Source organism: Nonomuraea roseoviolacea subsp. carminata (assembly GCF_024172185.1).
Classification (GTDB): Bacteria; Actinomycetota; Actinomycetes; order Streptosporangiales; family Streptosporangiaceae; genus Nonomuraea; species Nonomuraea roseoviolacea.
On sequence record NZ_JAMZEC010000001.1, the window covers coordinates 5,005,356 to 5,026,255 of the forward strand.

Here is a 20,900-nt window from a genome sequence, read left to right on the forward strand (position 1 = left end):
GCGGGATAGGGACACGGAGAGGATTCCTCAGTACAGAGGGGAAGTCATGACCGTGGCCCAGACCCGCTCGACAACCACCGCCGGGACGGAGGCCGGCTCCGCCAGGCGGTTCACGTTGGACCTGCCGATGATGACCATCGAGGTCCGTCCTCCACGGGTGCGCATGCCGCGGATTCCCCTGCCGCACGTTCCCGTCCCCAGGATCAGCCGCCAGGAGATGGGGCACGCCGCGGACGTCGCGCGGGCGATGCTGCCCCCGCCCGAGCGCGTCGCCTACTACGGAGCCCTCGGGGCGCTCGCGGTCATGGGCGTCATCGAGTGGCCCGTCGCGGCGGCCATCGGCGCCGGGGCGATCATCGCGCAGCGGGCCCGTTCGGGGGAGACCCCCATGGTGAGCGGCGGGCAGGGAGCGGGCGCGACGGCGCGGACGGCGCCGCGTGCGTCCACGGCGGGCCGCGGTGGCGGCGCGGGCGGCCGGGTGTCCGCCGCCGCCCGTAAGAGCGCCATGAAGGCCGAGGAGGCGCCCAAGAGCGGGACGTCCAGGAGGGGAGCAGCCGCCCAGAGCGCCGCGTCCACGCAGGCGTCCGCCACGAAGGCGTCGTCGGCGCGGGCGGCCGCCGCGCGGGCCGCCTCCGCGAGGGCGTCGTCCACGCCGGAGCCACCCGGATGAGCACCTAGCCGCGCGCAGACGAGACCCACGGCCGTTCGCCCCCCGCGAGCGGCCGCCGCGCATCGACCGATCCGCAGCCCGACACGTCCACCAGCGCCACCTGTCCACCTCCCCCGGCAGGACACACCCGTTCGAAGGGAGGGGGAGACCGCATGCGGTTGCCCGGCGTACCCGCCGCCGCGGGCGCCCTGCTCGGCATGCTGCCCGAGCCGCTGCGCGGTCTCCTGCCGCGCCCTCGGGTGGTCCGCGTGTGCCCGGGCGGCATGCGCGTCGAGCTGCGCGCCGTGGGCGGGCCGGGCACCGGGCGGCGGGCGCGCCTCCTGGAGGACCGCCTGCTGGCCACCGGCGTCGAACGCGCCGAGGTCAACGGCGCGCTCGGGTTCGTGTACGTCGCCTGCGAGCCGGCCACGACGGACATGGGCAAACTCCTCGCGATCATCGACGAGCTGGACGTCCAGGAGCCCGGCGAGGACGACGCGGGCCGCGCGGAGGACGACGCCGGCTCCGTGGAGCGGAACGAGCGGCGGCCCGGCCTCGCCCGCGTCCAGGAGGTCCTGGAGGCCCTGGACGACATCCGCACGATCGAGGCCGCCGTCGGCGGCGACGAGGACGAGCGCGAGCAGGGCGACGGAGGCGAGGACGAGGACGCAGCCGGTTACGGGGACGGGGACGAGGACGAGGACGGGTGGGGCCGGGCCTGCCGCGCGCTCGACGGGGTCGAGCAGCAGGCGCGCGCCGCCGTGAGCCTCGGCCTGCACCTGCTGGGCGCCGGTGCGGCGCTGGCCGGGCAGGCCGCCCGCGTGCCGAGGCTGCCCGCCCTGGCGCCGGCGCTGCTCTCCCTGGCGGAGCACACCCCGCGGGTACGCCGGGAGCTGGAGGAACGCGTCGGCAAGCCCGCGGTGGACGCGGTGCTGGCCTCCGGGCGGATCCTCACGCACGCGCTCGCGCTGCGGCCGGTGTCCCTGCTCGTCGACTCCGTCGCCGCCGCCGGCCGTTACGTGGACGCCCGCGCCGGGCGCGCCGCCTGGGAGCGGCGCGAGGAGGAGTTCGCCGCCGAGGAGGGCGCCTACCGCCACATCCGTACGGCCGTGCCGCGCCGCGTGGCGCCGCTGCCGCGCGGGCCCGTCGAGAAGTACGCGGACCTGGCCGGCGCGCTGTCCCTGGCCGGGCAGGGGGTGACCACGTTCGTCAGCCGCGATCACCAGCGAGGACTGACCGTGCTGGTCGCCGGGGTGCCCAAGGCGGCGCGCCTGGGCAGGGACGCGTTCACCAGCGCGCTGGTCCGGGCGCTGGCGCGGCGGGACACCATCGTGCTCGACCGCGACGCGCTGCACCGCATGGACCGCGTGGATACCGTCATCCTGGACGCCGGCCTCCTCGCCACGGGCGCCTGGGCCGTCCACGGCGTGGTACCCCTCGGCGCCGGGCCCGACCTGGACGAGCTGCACTCCCGTCTGTACACGCTCGTCGATCTCACGGACCGCGCCGCCCCGAGGGCCCGCCGTGAGCGCGACGGCTGGAGCGTCGCCCCGTACGAGCCGCCAGGCCCTCTCGCGTCGGAACCCGCCGAGGTGCGGCGGTGGCGGGAAGAAGGGGTCCGGCTGGTCACGATCGCCAGGCAGGGGGTCCTGGTCGCCGTCGTCGGCCTGGAGCCCGAGCCGCACCCGCTCGCCGAGGCCCTCGTGGCCGCGCCCGGCGACGCGTGCGAGGTGGTGCTGGCCGGGGGAGACCCGCGGCTGGCCGGGCGGCTGGGGGTGAAGCGGGTCGTCCGCGGAGGGTCGCGGCTGGCCGCCGAGGTGCGGGTGATGCAGGCCGAGGGGCACGGCGTGGCGGTCGTCTCGCAACGGGGACGGCGCGCGCTGGCCCGGGCCGACCTGGGGGTCGGCGTGCTCGGCAGGCCCCGCCCGGTCCCGTGGGACGCCGACGTGATCGGCGGGTTCGAGGGGGCGTACCTGCTGCTGCGCTGCCTGCCGTACGCGCGGAAGGCCGCCAGGCGCAGCGTGCGGGTGGCGGGGGCCGGGGCGGCCACGGGGGCGGTGCTGGCGTTCCTGGGCCCGGCGCGTACGGCGCTGGCGAGGGTGCACCTGGTGAGCAACGCCACGTCCGTGGCCGCGCTCGTGGCGGGCGAGTGGACGGGACGCCGCGCGGGCAGGGAGGCGCCGCCGCCGCCCGCCGACCACACCCCCTGGCATGCCATGGCGGTGCCGGACGTGCTGTCGCGGCTCCGCACGTCCCCCGAGGGTCTTCCGGAGGAGGAGGCGGCGCGCCGCAGAGGGCACGCGGGGTACGGCGGGACGGGCTTCGCGGGCGAGGGCCCGGCCGGCGGCCGGGGCGCGGCGGGCGGCCGGGGCGCGGCGGGCGCGCGGGCGGGCCGTGGTGAGGTCGCGCGTACGGACGGCGGGCCGCGGTCGCTCGCGCGTGCCTGCCTGGAGGAGATCGCCAACCCGCTCACACCCGTGCTCGCCGCGGGCGCGGGCGTCTCGGCGGCGGTCGGCTCGGTGCTCGACGCCGGTCTGATCGTCGGCGTGATGGGCGTCGGCGCCCTGCTCGGCGGCACGCAGCGCTGGCACGCCGACCGGACCCTGCACCGCCTCACCCGCGTCACCGCCAGCCGCGTACGCCTGCGCCGCCCGCCCGCTCCCGGTACCCGCCCCACGCCCGCTCCCGAGGGCGCTCCACCCGCTGGCCCCGCGCCCGCCGCCGAGGGCACCCCGCCCCCCGGCCCCGCGCTCGCTCGCGAGGGCGCTCCACCCGGCGGCCCCGCGCCCGCCGCCGAGGGCACCCCACCCGCCGGCCTCACACCCGTTCCCGAGGTGGAGGGACGCGAGGCGGAGGGACGTGAGGTCGAGGAGAGCGAGGTCCAGGAGCGCGAGGAGCTGGAGGAGCCCGAGGGGCGCGAGGAGGCGGGGATCGTGGCCGGGGCCGCGGACGAGCTCGTCCCCGGCGACGTGATCGAGCTGCGCGCCGGCGACGCCGTCCCCGCCGACGCCCGCCTGGTCGAGGCGTCGGGCCTGGAACTGGACGAGTCCACACTCACCGGCGAGTCGAGGCTCGTCGCCAAGAGCGCGACTCCCACGGCCGCGGCGGCTGTGGCCGACCGCGCGTCGATGGTGTACCAGGGCACGACCGTCGCGGCAGGACACGGCCTGGCCGTCGTGGTCGCCACCGGCGAGGCCACCGTCGCCGGCCGGACCGCCAAGCTGGCCGCGGCCGGCGCGCCGCCGACCGGCGTGGAGCTACGACTGCGCGCCCTGAGCCGCCGCATCCTGCCGGTGGCCATCGGCTCCGGCGTGGCGCTCATGGCGACCGAGCTGCTGCGGGGGGCGCCGGTGGCCGCCGCCGTCGCCCCCGCCGTGAGCCTGGCGGTCGCCGCCGTGCCCGAGGGGCTGCCGTTCGTGGCGACGGTCGCGGAGCTCGCGTCGGCCAAGCGGCTGTCGGCCCGCAACACTCTCGTACGCAACCCGTCCACGATCGAGGCGCTGGGCCGCGTGGACGTCCTGTGCTTCGACAAGACCGGCACCCTCACGGAGGGCCGCATCAGCCTGGGCCGCGTGTCGGACGGTCGGATCGAGCGGACCGTCGAGGACCTGTCGCCGGAGCTGCGGGCCGTGGTCGCCGCGGCGTTGCGGGCCTGTCCCCGGTACGAGGACGGGCGGGCCATCCCGCACCCCACGGACCGCGCCGTGGTGGAGGGCGCGGAGCGGCTGGGCGTCTCGCCGGCCGACGGGTTCGCGGGGTGGCGGCGGGTGGACGAGCTGCCGTTCGAGCCGGCCCGCGGCTACCACGCCGTCCTCGGCACGTACGGGATCGGGGAGGAAGGCGGCGCGCGGCAGGCGGTGAGCGTCAAGGGCGCGCCCGAGGTGCTGCTCGACCGCTGCACCACCCTGCGGCGCGGCGCCGGGACGGCGCCGCTGGACGCGGCGGCCAGGCGGGAGCTGGAGGAGGAGGTCGAGCGGCTGGCGCTCCAGGGTCACCGGGTGCTCGCGGTCGCCGAGCGGCCGGCCTCCAGCCTCGCCGACCTCGACGAGTCCAGGATCGAACGGCTGAGCTTCCTCGGGTTCCTCGGCCTGGCCGACCCGGTGCGGCCCACCGCCAAGCGGAGCGTCGAGGGTCTGATGAGAGCCGGGGTCCGCGTCGTCATGATCACCGGTGATCATCCGAGCACGGCCGAGGCCATCGCCGCCGAGATCAACGCCATGACCGGCGGCCGCGTCATGACCGGCCCCCAGCTCGACGAGGTGGACGACGGCGCGCTCGACGAGGTGCTGCGCGAGGTCGCGGTGTTCGCCCGGGTCACGCCGGAGCACAAGGCGCGCATCGTCGCCGGGCTGCGCCGTATGGGCCGGGTGGTCGCCGTCACCGGCGACGGCGCGAACGACGTGCCCGCCATCCGGCTCGCGGACGTCGGCGTGGCCCTCGGCTCCCGCGCCACCCCGGCCGCCCGCGCCGCCGCCGACATCGTGGTGGTGGACGAGCGCATCGAGACGATCATCGACGCGATCGTGGAGGGGCGGGCGATGTGGGGGTCGGTCCGCGACTCGCTCAGCATGCTGCTCGGCGGGAACGTCGGCGAGATCGTCTTCACCCTCGGCTCCAGCCTGCTGACCGGCCGCAGCGCGCTCAACACCCGCCAGCTCCTCCTCGTGAACCTCCTCACCGACATGCTCCCCGCCATGGCCGTGGCCGTGCGGCCGCCGGGCGCCGTGGACCCGGACCGGCTCCTCACCGAGGGGCCGGAGGCGTCGCTGGGCGCCGCCCTGACCCGCGACATCCACCTGCGCGCGATCACCACGGCCGCGGCGGCCGCGGCGGCGTGGCTGCTCGGCCGGATGACCGGCACGCGAGCGCGGGCCGACACGATCGGGCTCGTCGGGCTGGTGGCGGCGCAGCTCGTGCAGACGCTCGCCGTGGGCGGGCGCGACCCGCTGGTCCTGCTGGCCTCGCTCGCGTCGCTGGCCGTGCTCGCGGTGATCGTCTCGGTGCCGGGGCTGAGCCGGCTGTTCGGGTCGCGTCCGATAGGTCCGCTGGGGTGGGGGATCGGGCTGGGTTGCGCCGCGGCGGCCGTGATCGCGGAGCGGGTCCTGGAACGCGGTCTGGAACGCCGCCTGCCCTTCCTGAGCGCCCCTCCCGGCGGCCCCAAGGCGGCGCCCGAGCCCGGACACGAGTCTGCGCCCGAGCCTGCACGCGAGTCTGCGCCCAGGCCCGCACGCGAGCCCGCGTCCAAGGCCGCTCCCAGGCCCGGGCCCGTGACCGCGCCCGCCTAGGAAGACCCCGGATCTGAACGCGTGCCGATCCGGTCATCGCGCGTTCACCCACCGGACACGTAAGATGCCACCCGGCGCCAGATTTGTGGTGAAATCTGGCAGTAAATCCCATATCCCCCGTGAGGTGCCTGATGTCTGACTTCCTGGCCTCGCTGCTCGCCAAGGCGGCGATCATGGTTCTGGAGGCGCTGCTCGCGCGGCTCATCCACGCTCTGATCACCACGTTCGCGCGGACGGCCGGTGTGACGTTCCTCCAGAACGCCGCCGCCCGACCCGCCTGACATATCGTCCGCTCCGCCCCGAACCGCGGTGTGTCGCCGCGCCGACCCCCGTCCCGTGTCGCTACCGTGAGCGGATCGTCTCCGCGAGACCGGTCAACTCGGCACGATCTACCCCTGTGGTCTGATGGAATCTAGTGCTGTGAGTGGTCAGACCTGGCGGTTGGTGCGGCGCGGGAACACGAGGCCCGCCGAGCCACCTGTGCTCGATGAGCACCAGCGTGCCGTGGTGGCCCACGGAAGCGGGCCGCTGCTCGTGCTGGCCGGTCCCGGCACGGGCAAGACGACGACCGTCGTCGAGTCGGTGGTCGACCGCATCGAGCGGCGCGGCATCGACCCCGAGCGGGTGCTGATCCTCACCTTCAGCCGCAAGGCCGCCGGCGAGCTGCGCGAACGCGTCACCGCCCGGCTGCGGCGCACCACCCGCACGCCCCTCGCCCTGACCTTCCACAGCTACGCGTACGCGCTGCTGCGCCGCGAGGCCGTCCTGGCCGGTGAGCCGCCGCCCCGGCTGCTGACCGGTCCCGAGCAGCTCCTGGAGATCAGGCGGCTGCTCCACGGCGAGCTGGAGGACGGCGCGACGCAGTGGCCGCGCTCGCTGCGGGAGGCGCTGAAGACCCGGGGGTTCGCCGAGGAGCTGCGGGACTTCCTGTCGCGCGCCTTCGAGCGCGGCCTCGACGGCGAGCGCGTCGAGGAGCTCGGCCGGCGGTACGGGCGCGACGACTGGGTGGCGGCCGGCGGGTTCGCCCGGCGCTACGAGAGCCGCTTCGACCTCGACCCCGAGCCGGTGCTCGACTACGCCGAGCTCATCAGGGCGGCGGCCGGGCTGCTGGCCGACCCCGACGTCCAGCGCAGGGAGCGGGCCGCGCACGACGTGGTGTTCGTGGACGAGTACCAGGACACCGACCCGGCTCAGGAGCTGCTGCTGTGGCAGCTCGCGGGCGAGGGGCGCGACCTGGTGGCCGTCGGCGACCCGGACCAGTCGATCTACGGGTTCCGGGGCGCGGACGTGCGCGGCATCCTGGGGTTCCCGCAGCGGTTCCGCACGCGCGACGGCCGGGACGCCCCGGTGCTGGCGCTGCGGGTCTGCCGCCGCAGCGGCGCCGGCCTGCTGGAGGCGACCCGCCGCGTCGCCGCCCGCCTCCCGGCCGCGCCCCTCCCCGACCCGGCGCCCGCGCCGGCCGCCCCCGTACCCGACACCCCCCTCCCCGACCCGGCCCCCGCGCCGGCCGCCCCCGTACCCGACACCCCGCGACCCGCGCCGGAGCGGGCGCGGGCTCACGGGCACCGCGAGCTGCTGTCCCCGCCCGACGCCGACCCCGGCGAGGTGCGCGTGCTGCTCGCGGACAGCACCAGCCAGGAGGCCGCGGTCGTGGCCGACACCCTGCGCCGGGCCCACCTCATCGACGGCGTGCCCTGGCACCGGATGGCGGTGCTCGTGCGCTCGGCGATCCGCCAGGTGCCGCTGATGCGGCGCGCCCTGGTCAGCGCGGGCGTGCCCACGATGGTGGCGGGCGACGAGGTGCCGATCGCCCAGGAGCCCGGCGTACGGCCGCTGCTGACGATGCTGCGCGTGGCCCTCGACCCCGCGACGCTGGATGAGACGGTGGCCGAGGAGCTGATGACGGGCCCGCTGGGCGGCACCGACATGATCGGCGTACGTCGCCTGCGCCGGGCCCTGAAGATCGCCGAGAACGAGGCCCACGCCCTCGGCGAGCGACCTCCGGAGGAGGGCGCCGAGGCCGGCGAGGGGCCGCGCACGTCCGGGCAGCTCCTCGTGGCCGCGCTCCAGGACACCCGCGAGCTGACCCCCGTCGAGCCGCACGTCGCGCTGCCCGCCGAGCGCGTCGCCAAGCTCCTGGTCACCGCCCGCGAGGCCGTGCGCGAGCAGGGCACCGCCGAGGACGTCCTGTGGGCGATCTGGCAGGCGAGCGGCCTGGCCGAGCGGTGGACCGAGCTGAGCCTGGCCGGCGGTGCCCGCGGCGCGCAGGCCGACCGCGATCTCGACGCCGTGGTGGCGCTGTTCGACCACGCGGCCCGGTTCGTGGACAGGATGCCGCGGGCCGGGGCCGAGGTGTTCCTGGACGACCTGGCCGCGCAGGAGATCCCGGGCGACACGCTGGCCGACCGGGCGCCCGACGGCGACGCCGTGCGCATCCTGACCGCCCACCGCTCCAAGGGCCTCGAATGGGACGTGGTGGTCGTCGCCGGCGTGCAGGAGGGCGTCTGGCCCGACCTGCGGCTGCGCGGGTCGATGCTGGGCGCCGACGACCTGGTGGAGCTGGCCGAGGGGGCGAAGCCGAACGCCGCGTCCCTGGCCTCGAAGCTGCTGGCCGAGGAGCGGAGGCTGTTCTACGTCGCGGCGACGCGGGCGCGGCGCAGGCTCGTGGTGACGGCCGTGGGCGGCGAGGACACCGACGAGCGGCCGTCGCGGTTCCTGTCCGAGCTCATGCCGGGTGCGGTGGAGACGGCCACGGTCGACGACCGGGCGCGCTGGCTCACCATGGCGGCGCTGGTCGCCGACCTGCGCAGCGCGGTCACCGACCCGACGCGGCCGGCGAAGGTGCGCCGCAAGGCCGCCGGGCAGCTCGCCCGCCTGGCCGCCGCGGGGGTGCGGGGCGCCCACCCCAACGAGTGGTACGCGCTGACGACCATGACCGACGACCGGCCGCTGAGCTGGCCGGACGACACTGTCAGCATCTCGCCGTCGGCGGTCGAGAGCTTCACCAAGTGCGGGCTGCGCTGGCTGCTGGAGACGGCCGTCGGAGCGGCGGGCACCAGCACCGCCCAGGGGCTCGGCACGATCATCCATGCGCTGGCCGTGCTCGCCTCCACCGACCTGCCGAACGAGGACCTCCTGAGCCGCCGGCTGGACGACGTCTGGCACGAGCTGGACTTCGGCGGCGCCTGGTTCAACCGCAAGCAGCGCCAGGTCGCCGAGCAGATGATCGGCAAGTTCCTGCGCTGGCACAAGGAGAATCCGAGGGAGCTGGTCGCCCTGGAGGAGGCGTTCGTCGCCACGGTCGGCGACGGCGTCCAGATCAAGGGCCGCGTCGACCGGGTCGAGCGCGACTCCGACGGCCGGGCCGTGATCATCGACCTGAAGACCGGCGGCTCCAAGCCCCGGCCGGGCGAGCTCGACCGGCATCCGCAGCTCGGCGTCTACCAGCTCGCCGCGCTGCTCGGCGCGTTCGCCCGCCACGGCATGACCGAGCCGGGCGGCGCCGCGCTGGTGCAGCTCGGCAAGGCGGGCGGCCGCAACGAGGCGCTGGAGCAGCGGCAGGGCGCGCTGGCCGACGACGCCAACCCCGGCTGGGCGGCCGACCTGGTCGACACCGTGGCGACCGGCATGTCCGGCCCGTTCTTCCAGGCCAAGGCGAACGACGGCTGCCGCACCTGCGCCGCCAAGGCGAGCTGTCCCGTCAACGACAGCGGAGGCCAGGTGTGCTGACCCCCGCCGAGCTGGCCGGGAAGCTCGGCATCCTGCCGCCGACCCCCGAGCAGGCCCACGTCATCGAGGCGCCGCTCGAACCCATGGTCGTGATGGCGGGCGCCGGCTCCGGCAAGAGCGAGACCATGGCCGGTCGCGTCGTCTGGCTGGTGGCCAACGGCCTGGTCAAGCCGGGCAACGTGCTCGGCCTGACGTTCACCCGCAAGGCCGCCGCCGAGCTGGCCGTCCGTGTCCGGGAGCGGCTGAACGGCCTGGCCGAGGCGGGCCTGGTGACGCCGGAGATGCTCGACGAGGAGCCCACCGTCTCGACCTACCACGCCTACGCGGCGCGCCTGGTCACCGACCACGCGCTGCGCGAGGCGCTGGAGCCGACCATGCGGCTGGTCACGCCGGCCGTCTCCTGGCAGCTCGCGTCCCGGGTGGTGGCCGGCTACGACGGGCCGATGGACCGGGTCGAGCTCGGCCCGCCGTCCGTGACGGCCGCCGTGCTGGAGCTGGCGGGCGAGCTGTCGGAGCACCTGCGCGGCTCGGGTGACGTGCGCCGGGTGGGCGACTGGCTGCGCGAGCAGCAGGGGCGGCTGCCCGGCCGGGTGACGCAGGCCCAGCACCGGCCGGTGAACGTCCAGGCGGCCAGGGAGCAGCTCCTGCCGCTGGTGGAGGCGTACGAGCGGCTGAAGAGGGCGCGGGAGGTCATCGACTACGGCGACCAGATGGCCCTGGCCGCCCGGATCGCGGCCAACCACAAGGAGGTCGGCGAGATCGAGCGCTCCCGCTTCGCCGTGGTGCTGCTCGACGAGTACCAGGACACCAGCCACGCCCAGCTCGTGCTGCTCAGGAGCCTGTTCGGCGGCGGGCACCCGGTCACCGCGGTCGGCGACCCCTGCCAGTCGATCTACGGATGGCGCGGCGCCTCGGCCGGCAACCTGCGCCGCTTCCCCCGCGACTTCCGCACGGGCGCCGGCGACCCCGCGCCGGTGCGGCAGCTCAGCGTCAGCTTCCGCAACGGCGACCGGGTCCTCGACGTGGCCGCCCGCGTCCAGCTCCCGCTGCGCATGGAGGCCCGCGAGGTGCCCGTCCTCGTGCCCGGCCCGAACCGGGTGGACCGCGGCCGCGTCACCTGCGCCTTCCACGAGACCGCCGAGGACGAGGCCCGGTGGATCGCCGACGGCCTGGCCCGCATGATCGGCATGGACACGGCGCCCGACGGCATGCCGTGGGGCGAGGGCGAGCGCAAGAAGACGCCCGTGATCCAGCCGCAGGACGTGGCGATCCTGGCGCGCAAGCGCTCGCAGTTCCCGGCGCTGCGCAAGGCGCTGGAGGAGCGCGACATCCCGGTCGAGGTGGTCGGCCTGGGCGGCCTGCTCACGGTGCCCGAGGTCACCGACATCGTCGCCACGCTGCGCGTCCTGTACGACGCGACGGCGGGCGACGCGCTGGCCCGCCTGCTGGCCGGGCCGCGCTGGCGCATCGGCCCCGCCGACCTGCGGGTCCTCGGCCAGTACGCCCGGGAGCTGAACCGCGAGACCCGCGAGGGCCGCTTCGAGAGCGACCCGCTCGACCAGGTGGTGGCCGACCTGGCCGAGGAGCGGGGCAGCCTGGTGGACGCGCTCGACGAGCTGCCCGACCGGGAGGAGTGGCTGGAGTCGTTCTCGCCGCTGGCCGCCACCCGGCTCGTGGCGCTCGCGCAGGAGCTGCGCCAGCTCCGCGCCCACGTCGGGCAGCCGCTGCCCGACCTGATCACCGAGGTGGAGCGGCGGCTCGGCCTGGACATCGAGGTAGCGGCGCGGGGCGGCACGGTCAGCGCGTTCGCCGCCCGCGCCGACCTCGACGCGTTCCTCGACGCGGCGTCCCGGTTCGCGGGCGACTCGGAGGACCCGACGCTGGGCGCGTTCCTCGCCTACCTCCAGGCGGCCGAGAGCGAGGAGTTCGGGCTGGAGGCGGGCCGGGTCGGCGACAGCAACAGCGTCAAGCTGATGACCGTGCACGCCTCCAAGGGGCTGGAGTGGCCGATCGTGGTCGTGCCCGGCCTGTCGCAGCTCGTCAGCTCCAGGGGCACGGTCGCGACCGGCAGCATGTTCCCGGCCACCCCGGTCACCAACAGCCGCTGGACGGAGAACCCGCGCAAGCTGCCCTACCCGCTGCGCGGCGACGCCGCCGACCTGCCCCGGCTGGGCGGCCTGACCAAGGAGGACCTGGCCGTCTTCGACGAGAGCTGCCGCGAGCGCGACCTGATGGAGGAGCGGCGGCTGGCGTACGTGGCCGTCACGCGGGCCCACTACCACCTGATCGCCTCCGGCTACCGGTGGGGCAGCGCCACCCGGCCGCTGGAGCCGTCGGACTTCCTGCTGGAGATCCGCGACACCGCCGACAAGGTCGCCTTCTGGGCGCCCGACCTGGCGGAGGGCGCGTCGAACCCGCTGCTGGCCGAGCCGGCCGCCGCCGTCTGGCCGGTCACCCCCGAGGGGCTGCGCTACGAGTCGGTCCTCGACGGGGCCCGCCTGGTGGAGGAGGCGCTGGCCGGCACGCTCGCCCCGGCCGGCGACGAGCCGCTGCGCGCGTTCGACGAGGAGCGGGTGCGCGCCTGGGAGCGCGACACGGACCTGCTGCTGCGCGAGCGGGAGCTGCACCGGCGGCGCGGCGCCACGACCGTCGAGCTGCCGTCGAAGCTGACCGTGTCGTCGCTGGTCACGCTGGCCGCCGACGCCCGCGAGCTGGCCCGCCGGATCCGCCGCCCGGTGCCGGTCAAGCCCGCTCCGCTGGCCCGGCGCGGCACGTCGTTCCACCGGTGGCTGGAGACCCGCTGGGACCAGCAGCGGCTGCTCGACGACTTCGACCTCGACCTGGTCGAGGAGGTCGAGGAGGCCGACGTGCGGCTGGCCGAGCTCCAGGAGCGGTTCGAGGCCAGCGAGTGGGCCGAGCGCCGGCCGCTCGACCTGGAGGTGCCGTTCGAGACCATGATCGCCGACCGGCTGGTGCGGGGGCGGATGGACGCGGTGTTCGAGCTGCCCGGCGGGCGTTACGAGGTGGTCGACTGGAAGACCGGGCAGCCGCCCAGGGGCAAGAAGGCCCGGGCCGCGTCGGTGCAGCTCGCCGCGTACCGGCTGGCCTGGTCGCACCTGGCGGGGGTGCCGCTCGACCACGTCAGCGCGGCCTTCCACTACGTGCGCGCCAACCGGACCGTCCGCCCCGTGGACCTGCTCGACGCCGACGGCCTGGTGGCGCTCATCGAAGCGGTGCCGATCAGCGCGGTCAGCCCGTCAGATGACGGAACTCCGGGTGAGGGTGCATGAGGAAGTCGTGGTGGGAGATGTTCCAGGCGTAGGCGCCGGCCATCGCGAACACCACCACGTCGCCCACCCGCACCGAGGTGACGACGTCGCGGGCGAAGACGTCCTTGGGCGTGCAGAGCTGCCCGACCAGCGTCACCGGCTCGTCCGCCACGCCCTCCCCGCGGCCCTCCGGCAGCACCGCGAACGGCTGGTCGTGGCCCTTGGTGACGGGCGTGCGCAGGTGGTGGGTGCCGCCCAGCAGGATCGCGTACGCCCGGCCGCGCACCCGCTTGACGTCCACGACGCGGGTGGCGTAGAAGCCGCAGTACGCGGTCAGCGCCCGGCCCGGCTCGATCCGCAGCCGCCGCCCCGGCCGCCGCAGCCCGGCCAGGCCCGCGCCGTACTCCTCCCAGCCGAACCTCGCCTGCGGCGCGGCGTAGTCCACGGCCATGCCGCCGCCCAGGTTCAGCTCCTCGTACCCGTCGCCGAGCTCGACCAGCAGGGCGGCCAGGCGCAGCAGCTCGGCCGCCGCCAGGCCGCTGGCCAGGTGCGCGTGCGCCCCGCGCAGCCGCACGCGGCCGGTGAACAGCGGCAGGCACTCCGCCACCCCGGCCTCGTCCATCCCGAACGGCCCGCTCATCGTCAGCGCGGCGCCCTCGACCGGGAGGCCGGGGTTGAGCCGCACCAGCACGTCGGCCTCCAGGCCGGTGCCGAGCAGGCGGCGCAGCTCGCCGGGCGACTCCACGTGGAGGCGATGGTGCGGCAGCCGCAGCTCCGCGTCGGTCTTGCCCGGCCCGCCGAGCGCCAGCGGCTTGCCCGGGAACAGCGCCGAGACGTGGGCGTGCTCGCCGGCCGACGACACCTCGAACCCGTCGACGTGCGGTTCGAGGACGCGCAGCAGCTCCGGGTCGGGGTTGGCCTTGACCGCGTAGTACAGCTCGACGCCGGGCAGCGCCCGCCGTACGGACCGGGCGTGGGCGTCCAGGCCGGGCAGGTCGTACAGGTACGCGGGGGTGTCGCCGAGGCGGGCGGCGGCCTCGCGGACGCGGTCGGGGATCATGCGAGGGGGTTCGCGATCGGCACGTAGCCGGCGGCCCGGTCGGCGGCGCGGGCCCAGCGGACCCCGAGGTTCGCCTTCGCGGGCAGCGGCGCGCCGGCCAGCAGGTCGGGCAGGGGCAGCGGCCGGCCCAGCCGGTCGGCCTCGGCGGCGAACACCGCGCGGGCCGCCCGCCACAGCTCGCGCAGCAGCTCGTCGCCGCCCCGCGCCGCGACGGTCGCGGCCACCTCGGTGAGGTGGTTGACCAGCAGGCAGTAGACGACCCGGGCCCAGCCGCGCTCGGCGTCGTACGTCAGCGCCTCGGCCACCCGGGGCGGCAGCCCGGTCAGGTCGTGGCGGCCGGCGACCAGCTTGGTCCCCTCCAGGTCGCGGAAGACCGCTTCGCGCGGCACGCCGCCGGGGTCGAGCCCGACCAGGACGTTCTGCAGGTGCGGCTCCAGGACCACGCCGTGCGTGAAGAACAGGTCGAGCACGGGCGGCGCCACCACCGACACGTACGCCGTCCACCACCCGAGCGGGTCCCGCTCCCTCGCGTCCGCGCCGTACGGCGCCGCACCCCCGGCGGCCGGGTCCACGGCGAGGGCCGCCGCCAGCACCGGGACCACGCCGGGCGAGCACACCCGCCACGGGCTCTCCCGCACGATCACCCCGAGCCCTTCGAGCAGGCCCGTGCCCAGCGCGGCCGAGCGGTAGCCCGGCTCCCGCAGCCACCGCGTGCCCGGGAACACCGCCCTCACCTCGTCGAACGCCGGCCCGAGCCGCGAGGTCAGCTCCACCGCCCCGGCCAGTTCGTACCAGGCGTTCTTGCGGACGCAGTTGGTGATCCGCACGTCGAGGCTGAACTTCAGGCACACACCGGCGCCGGCCGCGTACACGGTCCGCACCGACGACGTCGGCGACACCAGCGGGCCCGGTCCCACGTCGGTCAGGCGCTCGCCCAGCGCGGGACGCAGCAGGTCGAGCTGCCACGGGTGGGCGGGCAGCAGCCGGTGCCCCGGCGGCGCCTCGCCCAGCAGGTCGAGGGCCGAGGCGTCACCCTCCTCGGCGAGCGCGTCCTCGCGCACGGCGAGCAGCCTGAGCGGGAAGCGGGCGTGCGTCTCGGGCGCGTAGCGCGTCCACTCGTCCGCGTCGCCGGCGCGCGCCTTCGGGCTCGGATGGAACGGGTGGCCGAACACCAGCGCCTGCTCGGAGGCCAGCCACGGGTCGGCGGGCGGCTCGGCCACGGCCCGCGCCCGCAGGATCGCCGCCACCGCCTCCCTGCTGGCCGCCACCTGCCCGGCGAACTCCTCGTTGGCCCCGCCGTCCGTCCTGGCGCCGCGCAGCTCGGCCTCGGTCAGCCGCACCAGCTCCCCGGACGTCAGCGGCCGCCACGCGCCCCGCTCCAGCCGCTCGGGCGTCCCGTCGAGGCGCAGCGCCGCCCCGCCGCGCGTGCGCGCCCGCAGCAACGTGCCCCCCACCCGCAGCAGCACGTACGGCGGCGCCGGCCACACCAGCCCGCGCGGCCCGGCCACCTCCCGCACGCAGCAGCGCAGCAGCGCGGCCAGCGTCGCCTCCTCGGCCGGGGAGCTGGTCGCGCCGAGGACCAGACCGTGCATTCAAGCTCTCCTCAGGTAGTTGGGCCCGCTGGTGCCGTAGAACTTGTTGACGTCGCGGGCGCCCGTCCGCTCCTTGGCCACGAGCGTGCCGGCGGTGATCATCGACTTGCCGGTGAGCCGCGCCGCCTCCAGCGTCCGGGCCCGCAGCAGCCGGGCCATGGGGTCGTCGCCGTGCTCGGCGATGGCCGCGGCGAGCGTGTCGCGCAGCAGGACGGCGGCCTGCCGGTGGGGCAGGGCGCCGAAGACGACGGCCGCGGCGGCCAGGTGGAGCGTGATGGTGACGAAGACGTCGGCGAGGGCGTGCGGATCGTCGGTGAGCATGCGCCGGTCGGTGAAGGCGGGCGGGTCGATCCCGGCCGCGGCCAGCCGCGCGGGGGAGGCGAGCAGCCCGTCGTTGTCCTTGACGAGCAGCTCCAGCCGCCCGTCGCGCAGGACGAGCGCCAGGTTCTGCTGGTGGGCCTCCAGGGCGACGCCGTAGCGGACGAACAGCCGCACGTTCCACCCGAGCAGCAGGCGCAGGTAGGCGGACAGCACGTCGCCGCCCAGCCGCTCCTCCAGCCCGGCCAGGACGCCCGGCGCGTTGAGCGCGGCCACCGGCACGACCGCGCCCTCGGGCAGCCGCCGCACCATCCAGGCGAGGTACTCGTGGCCCGCGTGGGCGTGCGTCTGCTCGTCGGCGACCAGCACGCCCGGGTCGGCCAGCCGCCGCAGCAGCAGCTCGGCCCGCGCCCCGTCGGCCAGAGTGCCCGGCTTGATCGAGCGCCGGTTGCGCGCGCCGAGGGTGCTCGTGGGGACGGGCAGCTTCAGGTGGGTGCGGGGGGCGACCTCGACGGTGCGCATGGACAGGGTCGGGCGCACGGTCAGCCACGGCTCGTCCAGCAGCCGCACCCCCTCGATCCGCGCCACCTCGCCCACGGTCAGCGGATGCACGGGGAAGAGCACGGCGTCCGGGCCGGGGGAGGGGAACGGCGGCGCGACGTCCGGCGGCAGCTCCGCCGATCCCGGGGCCAGGAGGGAGCGGGGCACGACCGCCCAGCGCAGCTCGAATGCGGGCGCGAACTCCGGCGCGTACGCCACCAGCTCCTCGGCCGTCAGCCCGAGCCGGGCCCGGGACGTCGGGTAGACGGGGTGGTCCGCGAACGCCGCCAGCGTCTCGTACGACGGCTTCCCGGCCAGCACCCGGTCGGCCATCTCGTCGTGCAGCTCCCAGGCCGCCAGGGCTTGGGCGCACTCCTCGGCGAAGACCGCCACCCCCTGGGCGTCGGCCGGGTCGGCGATCACCGCGAGCGTGTCGAGCACCTCGGCCAGCGTGAGCCGCTCGCCGGGCGCGACCACGAAGTCCTGGAACAGCGCGCCGGCCGCCAGCCGCACCACCCGGCCGCCGGCCAGCACCAGCGCGACCCCGTCGCGGCTGTTGCGGCTCACCCGCGCCGACAGGCGGCCGTAGTCCTCGCGCAGCAGCGCGTTCAGCACCCGCGCCGCGAGCTCCGCCTCCCGCCCGCGCCCGTCGCGGGGATCGGCGGGGCCGTCCGTCCGCTCGTGCGTCACCCGTTCGCGAACGGCCTTCACCCTGTCGCGCACGGCCTTCATCCGGCCTCCGACCCCCTTCACCCGATCACCCACGGCCGGGTCGCCCGGTAGCCGCCCATGGCCGCCTCCACGCGGTCGCGGTCGGGGCCCACGGCGCGGATCACGCCCAGGTAGTCGCGGTTGGTGTGGGTGCGTTCCACCACCTCGCCCGCGGAGCGCAGCGGCCGGTGCCAGAGCCGCACGCCCTCGGCGTCGACGGTCTCGGCCCCGGGGCCCGACACGATCGTGCCCGACCGGTCGGCCACCACGCTGACCGCGCTGCCGTACCCGGTGCCCGCCGGGACCTCCGGCAGGGCGGACAGCGGCTCGCCGAGGTGGACCCGCAGGATCCACTCGAACAGCGGCACCCCGAGCACGTCGGCGAGCAGGAAGTCGCAGTGGTCGCCGATCACCCGGTAGTTGACCTCGACCAGGCGCGGGCCGTCCGCGGTGACCACGTACTCGGTGTGGCAGGCGCCGAACCCCGCGCCGAGCGCCCTCAGCGCGGCCAGCACGTGCTCGTGCGGCCCGTCCGGCGCCCAGTCCAGCCGCTCCTCGACGAAGTGCGGCAGCGGCCCCAGCGTGGTCGCGAACCCGCCCAGCACCCGCGTCTCCGCGCCGTCGCCCAGCGTCTCCAGCGTGCGCAGCGGCCCCTCCAGGTACTCCTCGACGACCAGGGCCTCGCCGGGCCGCCGCCGCCTGACCTCCGCCACCGCCGCGGCCAGGCCGCTCTCGACCAGCAGCACGTCCTCGCTGGCCACGCCCTCGCGGGGCTTGACGACCAGCGGGTACGGCAGGCCGTCCGGCACGGGGTCGCCCGGGGCCAGCCGTACGGACCGGACCCGCTCGACCCCCGCCTCCGCCAGCGCCCGGCGGGTCAGGAACTTGTTCTTGGCCGACACGCACGCCCGCCAGTCCTTGCCCGGCAGGCCGAAGTAGGCGGCGGCCAGGGCGGTCTCGGCCTGGAGGTGGTCGGAGTTGGAGAAGATCGCGTCGGGCCGGCCCAGGACGGCGATCGCGTCGATGAGCGCCCGCGGGTCGCGCACGTCGCAGCCGACGGCATGAGGATGCCGGTCGGGGCGGTCGGTGAGGATCGTCACCTCGCAGCCCAGCGCGCGGGCGGCCGGGAGGAACCCGTCGGTCACCGAGTCGGTCGGCTTGAGAGCGGTCAGGTACAGCCGCAACGCGTGGCACCCCCGGGTGATCAGGTAAGGCTAACCTAACCGCAGATCCTAGCCCCTCGGAGATCACCCCCGAGCCGGTACGCCGCAACGCCAGGCTAACGCGGGGGTCATAGGATGACATCCGGAACTGGGAAGGGTGGGACCGTGGAGACGAGCGCGGAAGAGCAACTGATCGGACCGCTGCTCCTCGCGCGCGGCACCATCGACCGGTCGTCGGCCCTGCGCGCCGACGCCGCGTGGCTGGAACGTGCCTGGGCCGCGCCGACCACCCGGGTGCTCGTCATCCAGGACGGCCAGACCCTGGTCCGGCGCACCGGCGACGAGGTGCGGGCGGTGCTGTTCGGCCCGGACGAGGCGCCGCCCGGCGAGCGCTACCTGCTCGGCGTCGAGGGCGACGTGGCCTACTTCGCGGTCGCGGCGGCGCTGCCCGGCGCGGCCGGCGGCGACCTCAACGGCCGGGTCACGGTCCCGATGAGCCTGCTGGACGCGCCCGAGGGCGAGCCCGTCGCCGCGGGCCTGCGCCAGGCGGGCGGCCTGCTCGGCGACCGCGATGCGGGACTGCTGGTCTACGCGGTGGCGCTGGAGGCGTGGCACTCGGCCCACGAGTACTGCCCCCGCTGCGGCAGCCGCACCGAGGTGCGCGCCGGCGGCCACATCCGGGTCTGCCCGCGCGACTCCAGCCAGCACTTCCCGCGCGTCGACCCGGCCGTGATCATGCTGGTGCGCGACCGCGACGACCGATGCCTGCTGGCCCGCGGCCCGCAGTGGCCGGAGGGCCGGCTGTCCATCCTGGCCGGGTTCGTGGAGCCGGGCGAGTCGCTGGAGCACGCGGTGATCCGGGAGGTGGCCGAGGAGGTCGGGGTCCAGGTCGCCAACCCGCGCTACCTCGGCAGCCAGCCCTGGCCGTTCCCGCGCAGCCTCATGCTCGGTTTCTTCGCCGAGGCCCTGACGACCACGCTCACCCCCGACGCCGAGGAGATCGCCGAGGCCCGCTGGTTCTCCCGCGAGGAGCTGGCCGAGGCCCTGGCGTCCGGCGAGGTGCGCCTGCCGCCGCCCGTCTCCATCGCCCGCCGCCTCATCGAGACCTGGTACGGCGAACACCTCACGGGCGACTGGTAGACCGCCGCCACCGTCGGGACCACAAGACCGCGCGTCCGGCTCGGCAGATGGTCAGGTGACGAGGACCCGGGCCGCTGAGCGGCACGGGTCCTGGGCGTCGTCGTGGGGCGTCGTGGTGGAGGTCAGGCCGCTTCGAGGAGGGCCTTGACCTCGCGGGCCGACGGGTTGGTGCGGACGACGCGGCCCGACGGGGTCTCGATCACGACTGTCGGCACGGTCTGGTTGCCGTTGTTGACGCTCATCACGAACTCCGCGGCGGCGGGGTCACGCTCGATGTCGACCTCGGTGAACGGAATGCCCTCGCGGGTGAGCTGCGACTTCAGCCACTTGCAGGGCCCGCACCACGTGGTGCTGTAGACGGTGAGCGCCATGTCGGACGAATCCCTCCAAGGTCAAGGAGACGGGGCGCTCGGTTCAACACGGAAGGGCCCGCGCTCATTCCTCGCCTGCGCGGCTCCGGGTCAGAGCTGGCCGCCGAGCCGGTCCGCGATCCACTGGTGCACCTGCTCGGCGATGCCCGGCAGCCGGTACAGCGGAGCGCTGTGGGCCGTGCCCGGCGCCGTGATGACCGTCACCGGCACCCCGACCTGGCCGAGCATCTGCTTGAGGAGCTGGCTCTGCGCGGGCGGCACGAACTCGTCGTCGGAGTGGACCGTCAGCATCGGCGCGTCGTGGCGGCTGGCGTGCCAGGCCACCTCCATGCTGGCCCAGACGCGCGAGCAGCGGCCCTTGGGCTCGCACCCGCCGGCCAGCTTGATCGCGGCGGCGCGCAGCCGGCGCTTGTACGGGTCGGTGGAGACGGCGCCGTCGGTGTAGGCGCGCAGCGGCGACACGATGGGGGACAGGCCGACCACGCCCTTGAGCCCGTTCATGCCGTCGCCGTACGTGCCGACCGAGGCCGCCAGGTGACCGCCGGCCGAGAAGCCGACGACCACGAAGTTCTTCATGTCGAAGCCCCAGCGCTCGGCGTGCTTGCGGGCGAGCTGGATGGCCGCCAGCACGTCGGTGCGCTGCGCGGGCCAGGCCGCCTGCCCCGAGAGCCGGTAGTTGAGGTTGAAGACCGTGTAGCCGAGGTCGGCGTAGCCGCGGGCGATCGTGGTCATCTGCCGCTTGTCGCCGGCGGACCACCAGCCGCCGTGGATGAGGAAGATCCCGGGCCGCTGCTCGCCGTCGGCGTTCCACCAGACGTCCATGTCCTGGCGGCGCTGCTGGCCGTACGCGACGGTCTCGTACGCGAGGCTGGTCAGCGCGGACGGGTCGGGCGTGGTCACGGGACCCGGTGTCGGGTCCTTGACCGCGACGGCGGCGGGCGCGGCGGCGGCCGGCGCGGCGACGGCCGAGGTGGTGCCGGTGACGGCGGCGAGTGCGAGAGCCCCCACGAGAACCGCTGTGCGCACGGTCTTCCTTTCCCCCATGCACGTGGTCGGCCCCATTGTGCGGGAAA

At 75.9% G+C, this 20,900-nt stretch carries 12 protein-coding genes; 6 read left to right on the forward strand and 6 right to left on the reverse strand.

Annotated features, from left to right (window positions below):
* Window positions 1–46: 46 nt before the first annotated feature.
* From HD595_RS23370 to HD595_RS23390, 5 genes are all read left to right on the forward strand, one after another.
* Window positions 47–670, forward strand: coding sequence for a hypothetical protein (locus HD595_RS23370; protein WP_253772410.1), 624 nt, complete (start codon window positions 47–49; stop codon window positions 668–670).
* Between the two features lie 152 nt (window positions 671–822).
* The gene (locus tag HD595_RS23375; protein ID WP_253772412.1) at window positions 823–5,934 is read left to right on the forward strand and encodes an HAD-IC family P-type ATPase; all 5,112 of its coding nucleotides are present in this window, start codon (window positions 823–825) and stop codon (window positions 5,932–5,934) included.
* A gap of 131 nt (window positions 5,935–6,065) precedes the next feature.
* On the forward strand, window positions 6,066–6,215 hold the full coding sequence (locus tag HD595_RS23380; RefSeq protein WP_253772414.1) for a hypothetical protein: 150 nt from the start codon (window positions 6,066–6,068) through the stop codon (window positions 6,213–6,215).
* 199 nt (window positions 6,216–6,414) lie between these two features.
* Window positions 6,415–9,663 carry an ATP-dependent helicase gene (locus tag HD595_RS23385; RefSeq protein WP_420540717.1) on the forward strand — a complete coding sequence of 1,083 codons (3,249 nt, stop codon included), beginning with the start codon at window positions 6,415–6,417 and terminating at the stop codon, window positions 9,661–9,663.
* Window positions 9,657–12,953 carry an ATP-dependent helicase gene (locus HD595_RS23390; protein ID WP_253772419.1) on the forward strand — a complete coding sequence of 1,099 codons (3,297 nt, stop codon included), beginning with the start codon at window positions 9,657–9,659 and terminating at the stop codon, window positions 12,951–12,953. The genes HD595_RS23385 and HD595_RS23390 overlap by 7 nt, the downstream gene beginning before the upstream one ends.
* Here the strand turns inward: HD595_RS23390 and HD595_RS23395 are convergent.
* The 4 genes from HD595_RS23395 to HD595_RS23410 are packed head-to-tail and all read right to left on the reverse strand — an operon-like array spanning window position 12,913 to window position 18,337.
* Entirely contained in the window at window positions 12,913–13,992 is a 1,080-nt protein-coding gene (locus tag HD595_RS23395; RefSeq protein ID WP_253772422.1) for a type III PLP-dependent enzyme domain-containing protein, read from the reverse strand. The two genes, HD595_RS23390 and HD595_RS23395, sit on opposite strands and share 41 nt — an antisense overlap.
* Window positions 13,989–15,584 carry an IucA/IucC family protein gene (locus tag HD595_RS23400; protein WP_253772424.1) on the reverse strand — a complete coding sequence of 532 codons (1,596 nt, stop codon included), beginning with the start codon at window positions 15,582–15,584 and terminating at the stop codon, window positions 13,989–13,991. The genes HD595_RS23395 and HD595_RS23400 overlap by 4 nt, the downstream gene beginning before the upstream one ends.
* Complete coding sequence (locus tag HD595_RS23405; protein ID WP_253772426.1) at window positions 15,585–17,195, reverse strand: IucA/IucC family protein; 1,611 nt, start codon at window positions 17,193–17,195, stop codon at window positions 15,585–15,587.
* Window positions 17,192–18,337 carry an ATP-grasp domain-containing protein gene (locus tag HD595_RS23410; protein ID WP_253772428.1) on the reverse strand — a complete coding sequence of 382 codons (1,146 nt, stop codon included), beginning with the start codon at window positions 18,335–18,337 and terminating at the stop codon, window positions 17,192–17,194. Before HD595_RS23410 ends, HD595_RS23405 begins: the two co-directional genes overlap by 4 nt.
* Window positions 18,338–18,481: 144 nt before the next feature.
* Here HD595_RS23410 and nudC point away from each other — a divergent pair, with 144 nt between their 5' ends.
* Window positions 18,482–19,456 (forward strand): NAD(+) diphosphatase, encoded by a 975-nt coding sequence (nudC, locus tag HD595_RS23415; RefSeq protein WP_253772430.1) that lies wholly within the window; start codon window positions 18,482–18,484, stop codon window positions 19,454–19,456.
* A 122-nt stretch (window positions 19,457–19,578) separates the two neighbouring features.
* On the opposite strand, the gene HD595_RS23420 is transcribed toward nudC, so the two are convergent.
* Window positions 19,579–19,827, reverse strand: coding sequence for a mycoredoxin (locus HD595_RS23420; RefSeq protein ID WP_253772432.1), 249 nt, complete (start codon window positions 19,825–19,827; stop codon window positions 19,579–19,581).
* A 90-nt stretch (window positions 19,828–19,917) separates the two neighbouring features.
* A complete protein-coding gene (locus HD595_RS23425; RefSeq protein WP_253772434.1) occupies window positions 19,918–20,853 on the reverse strand; it encodes an alpha/beta hydrolase in 936 nt (311 codons plus the stop codon).
* Window positions 20,854–20,900: the final 47 nt, after the last annotated feature.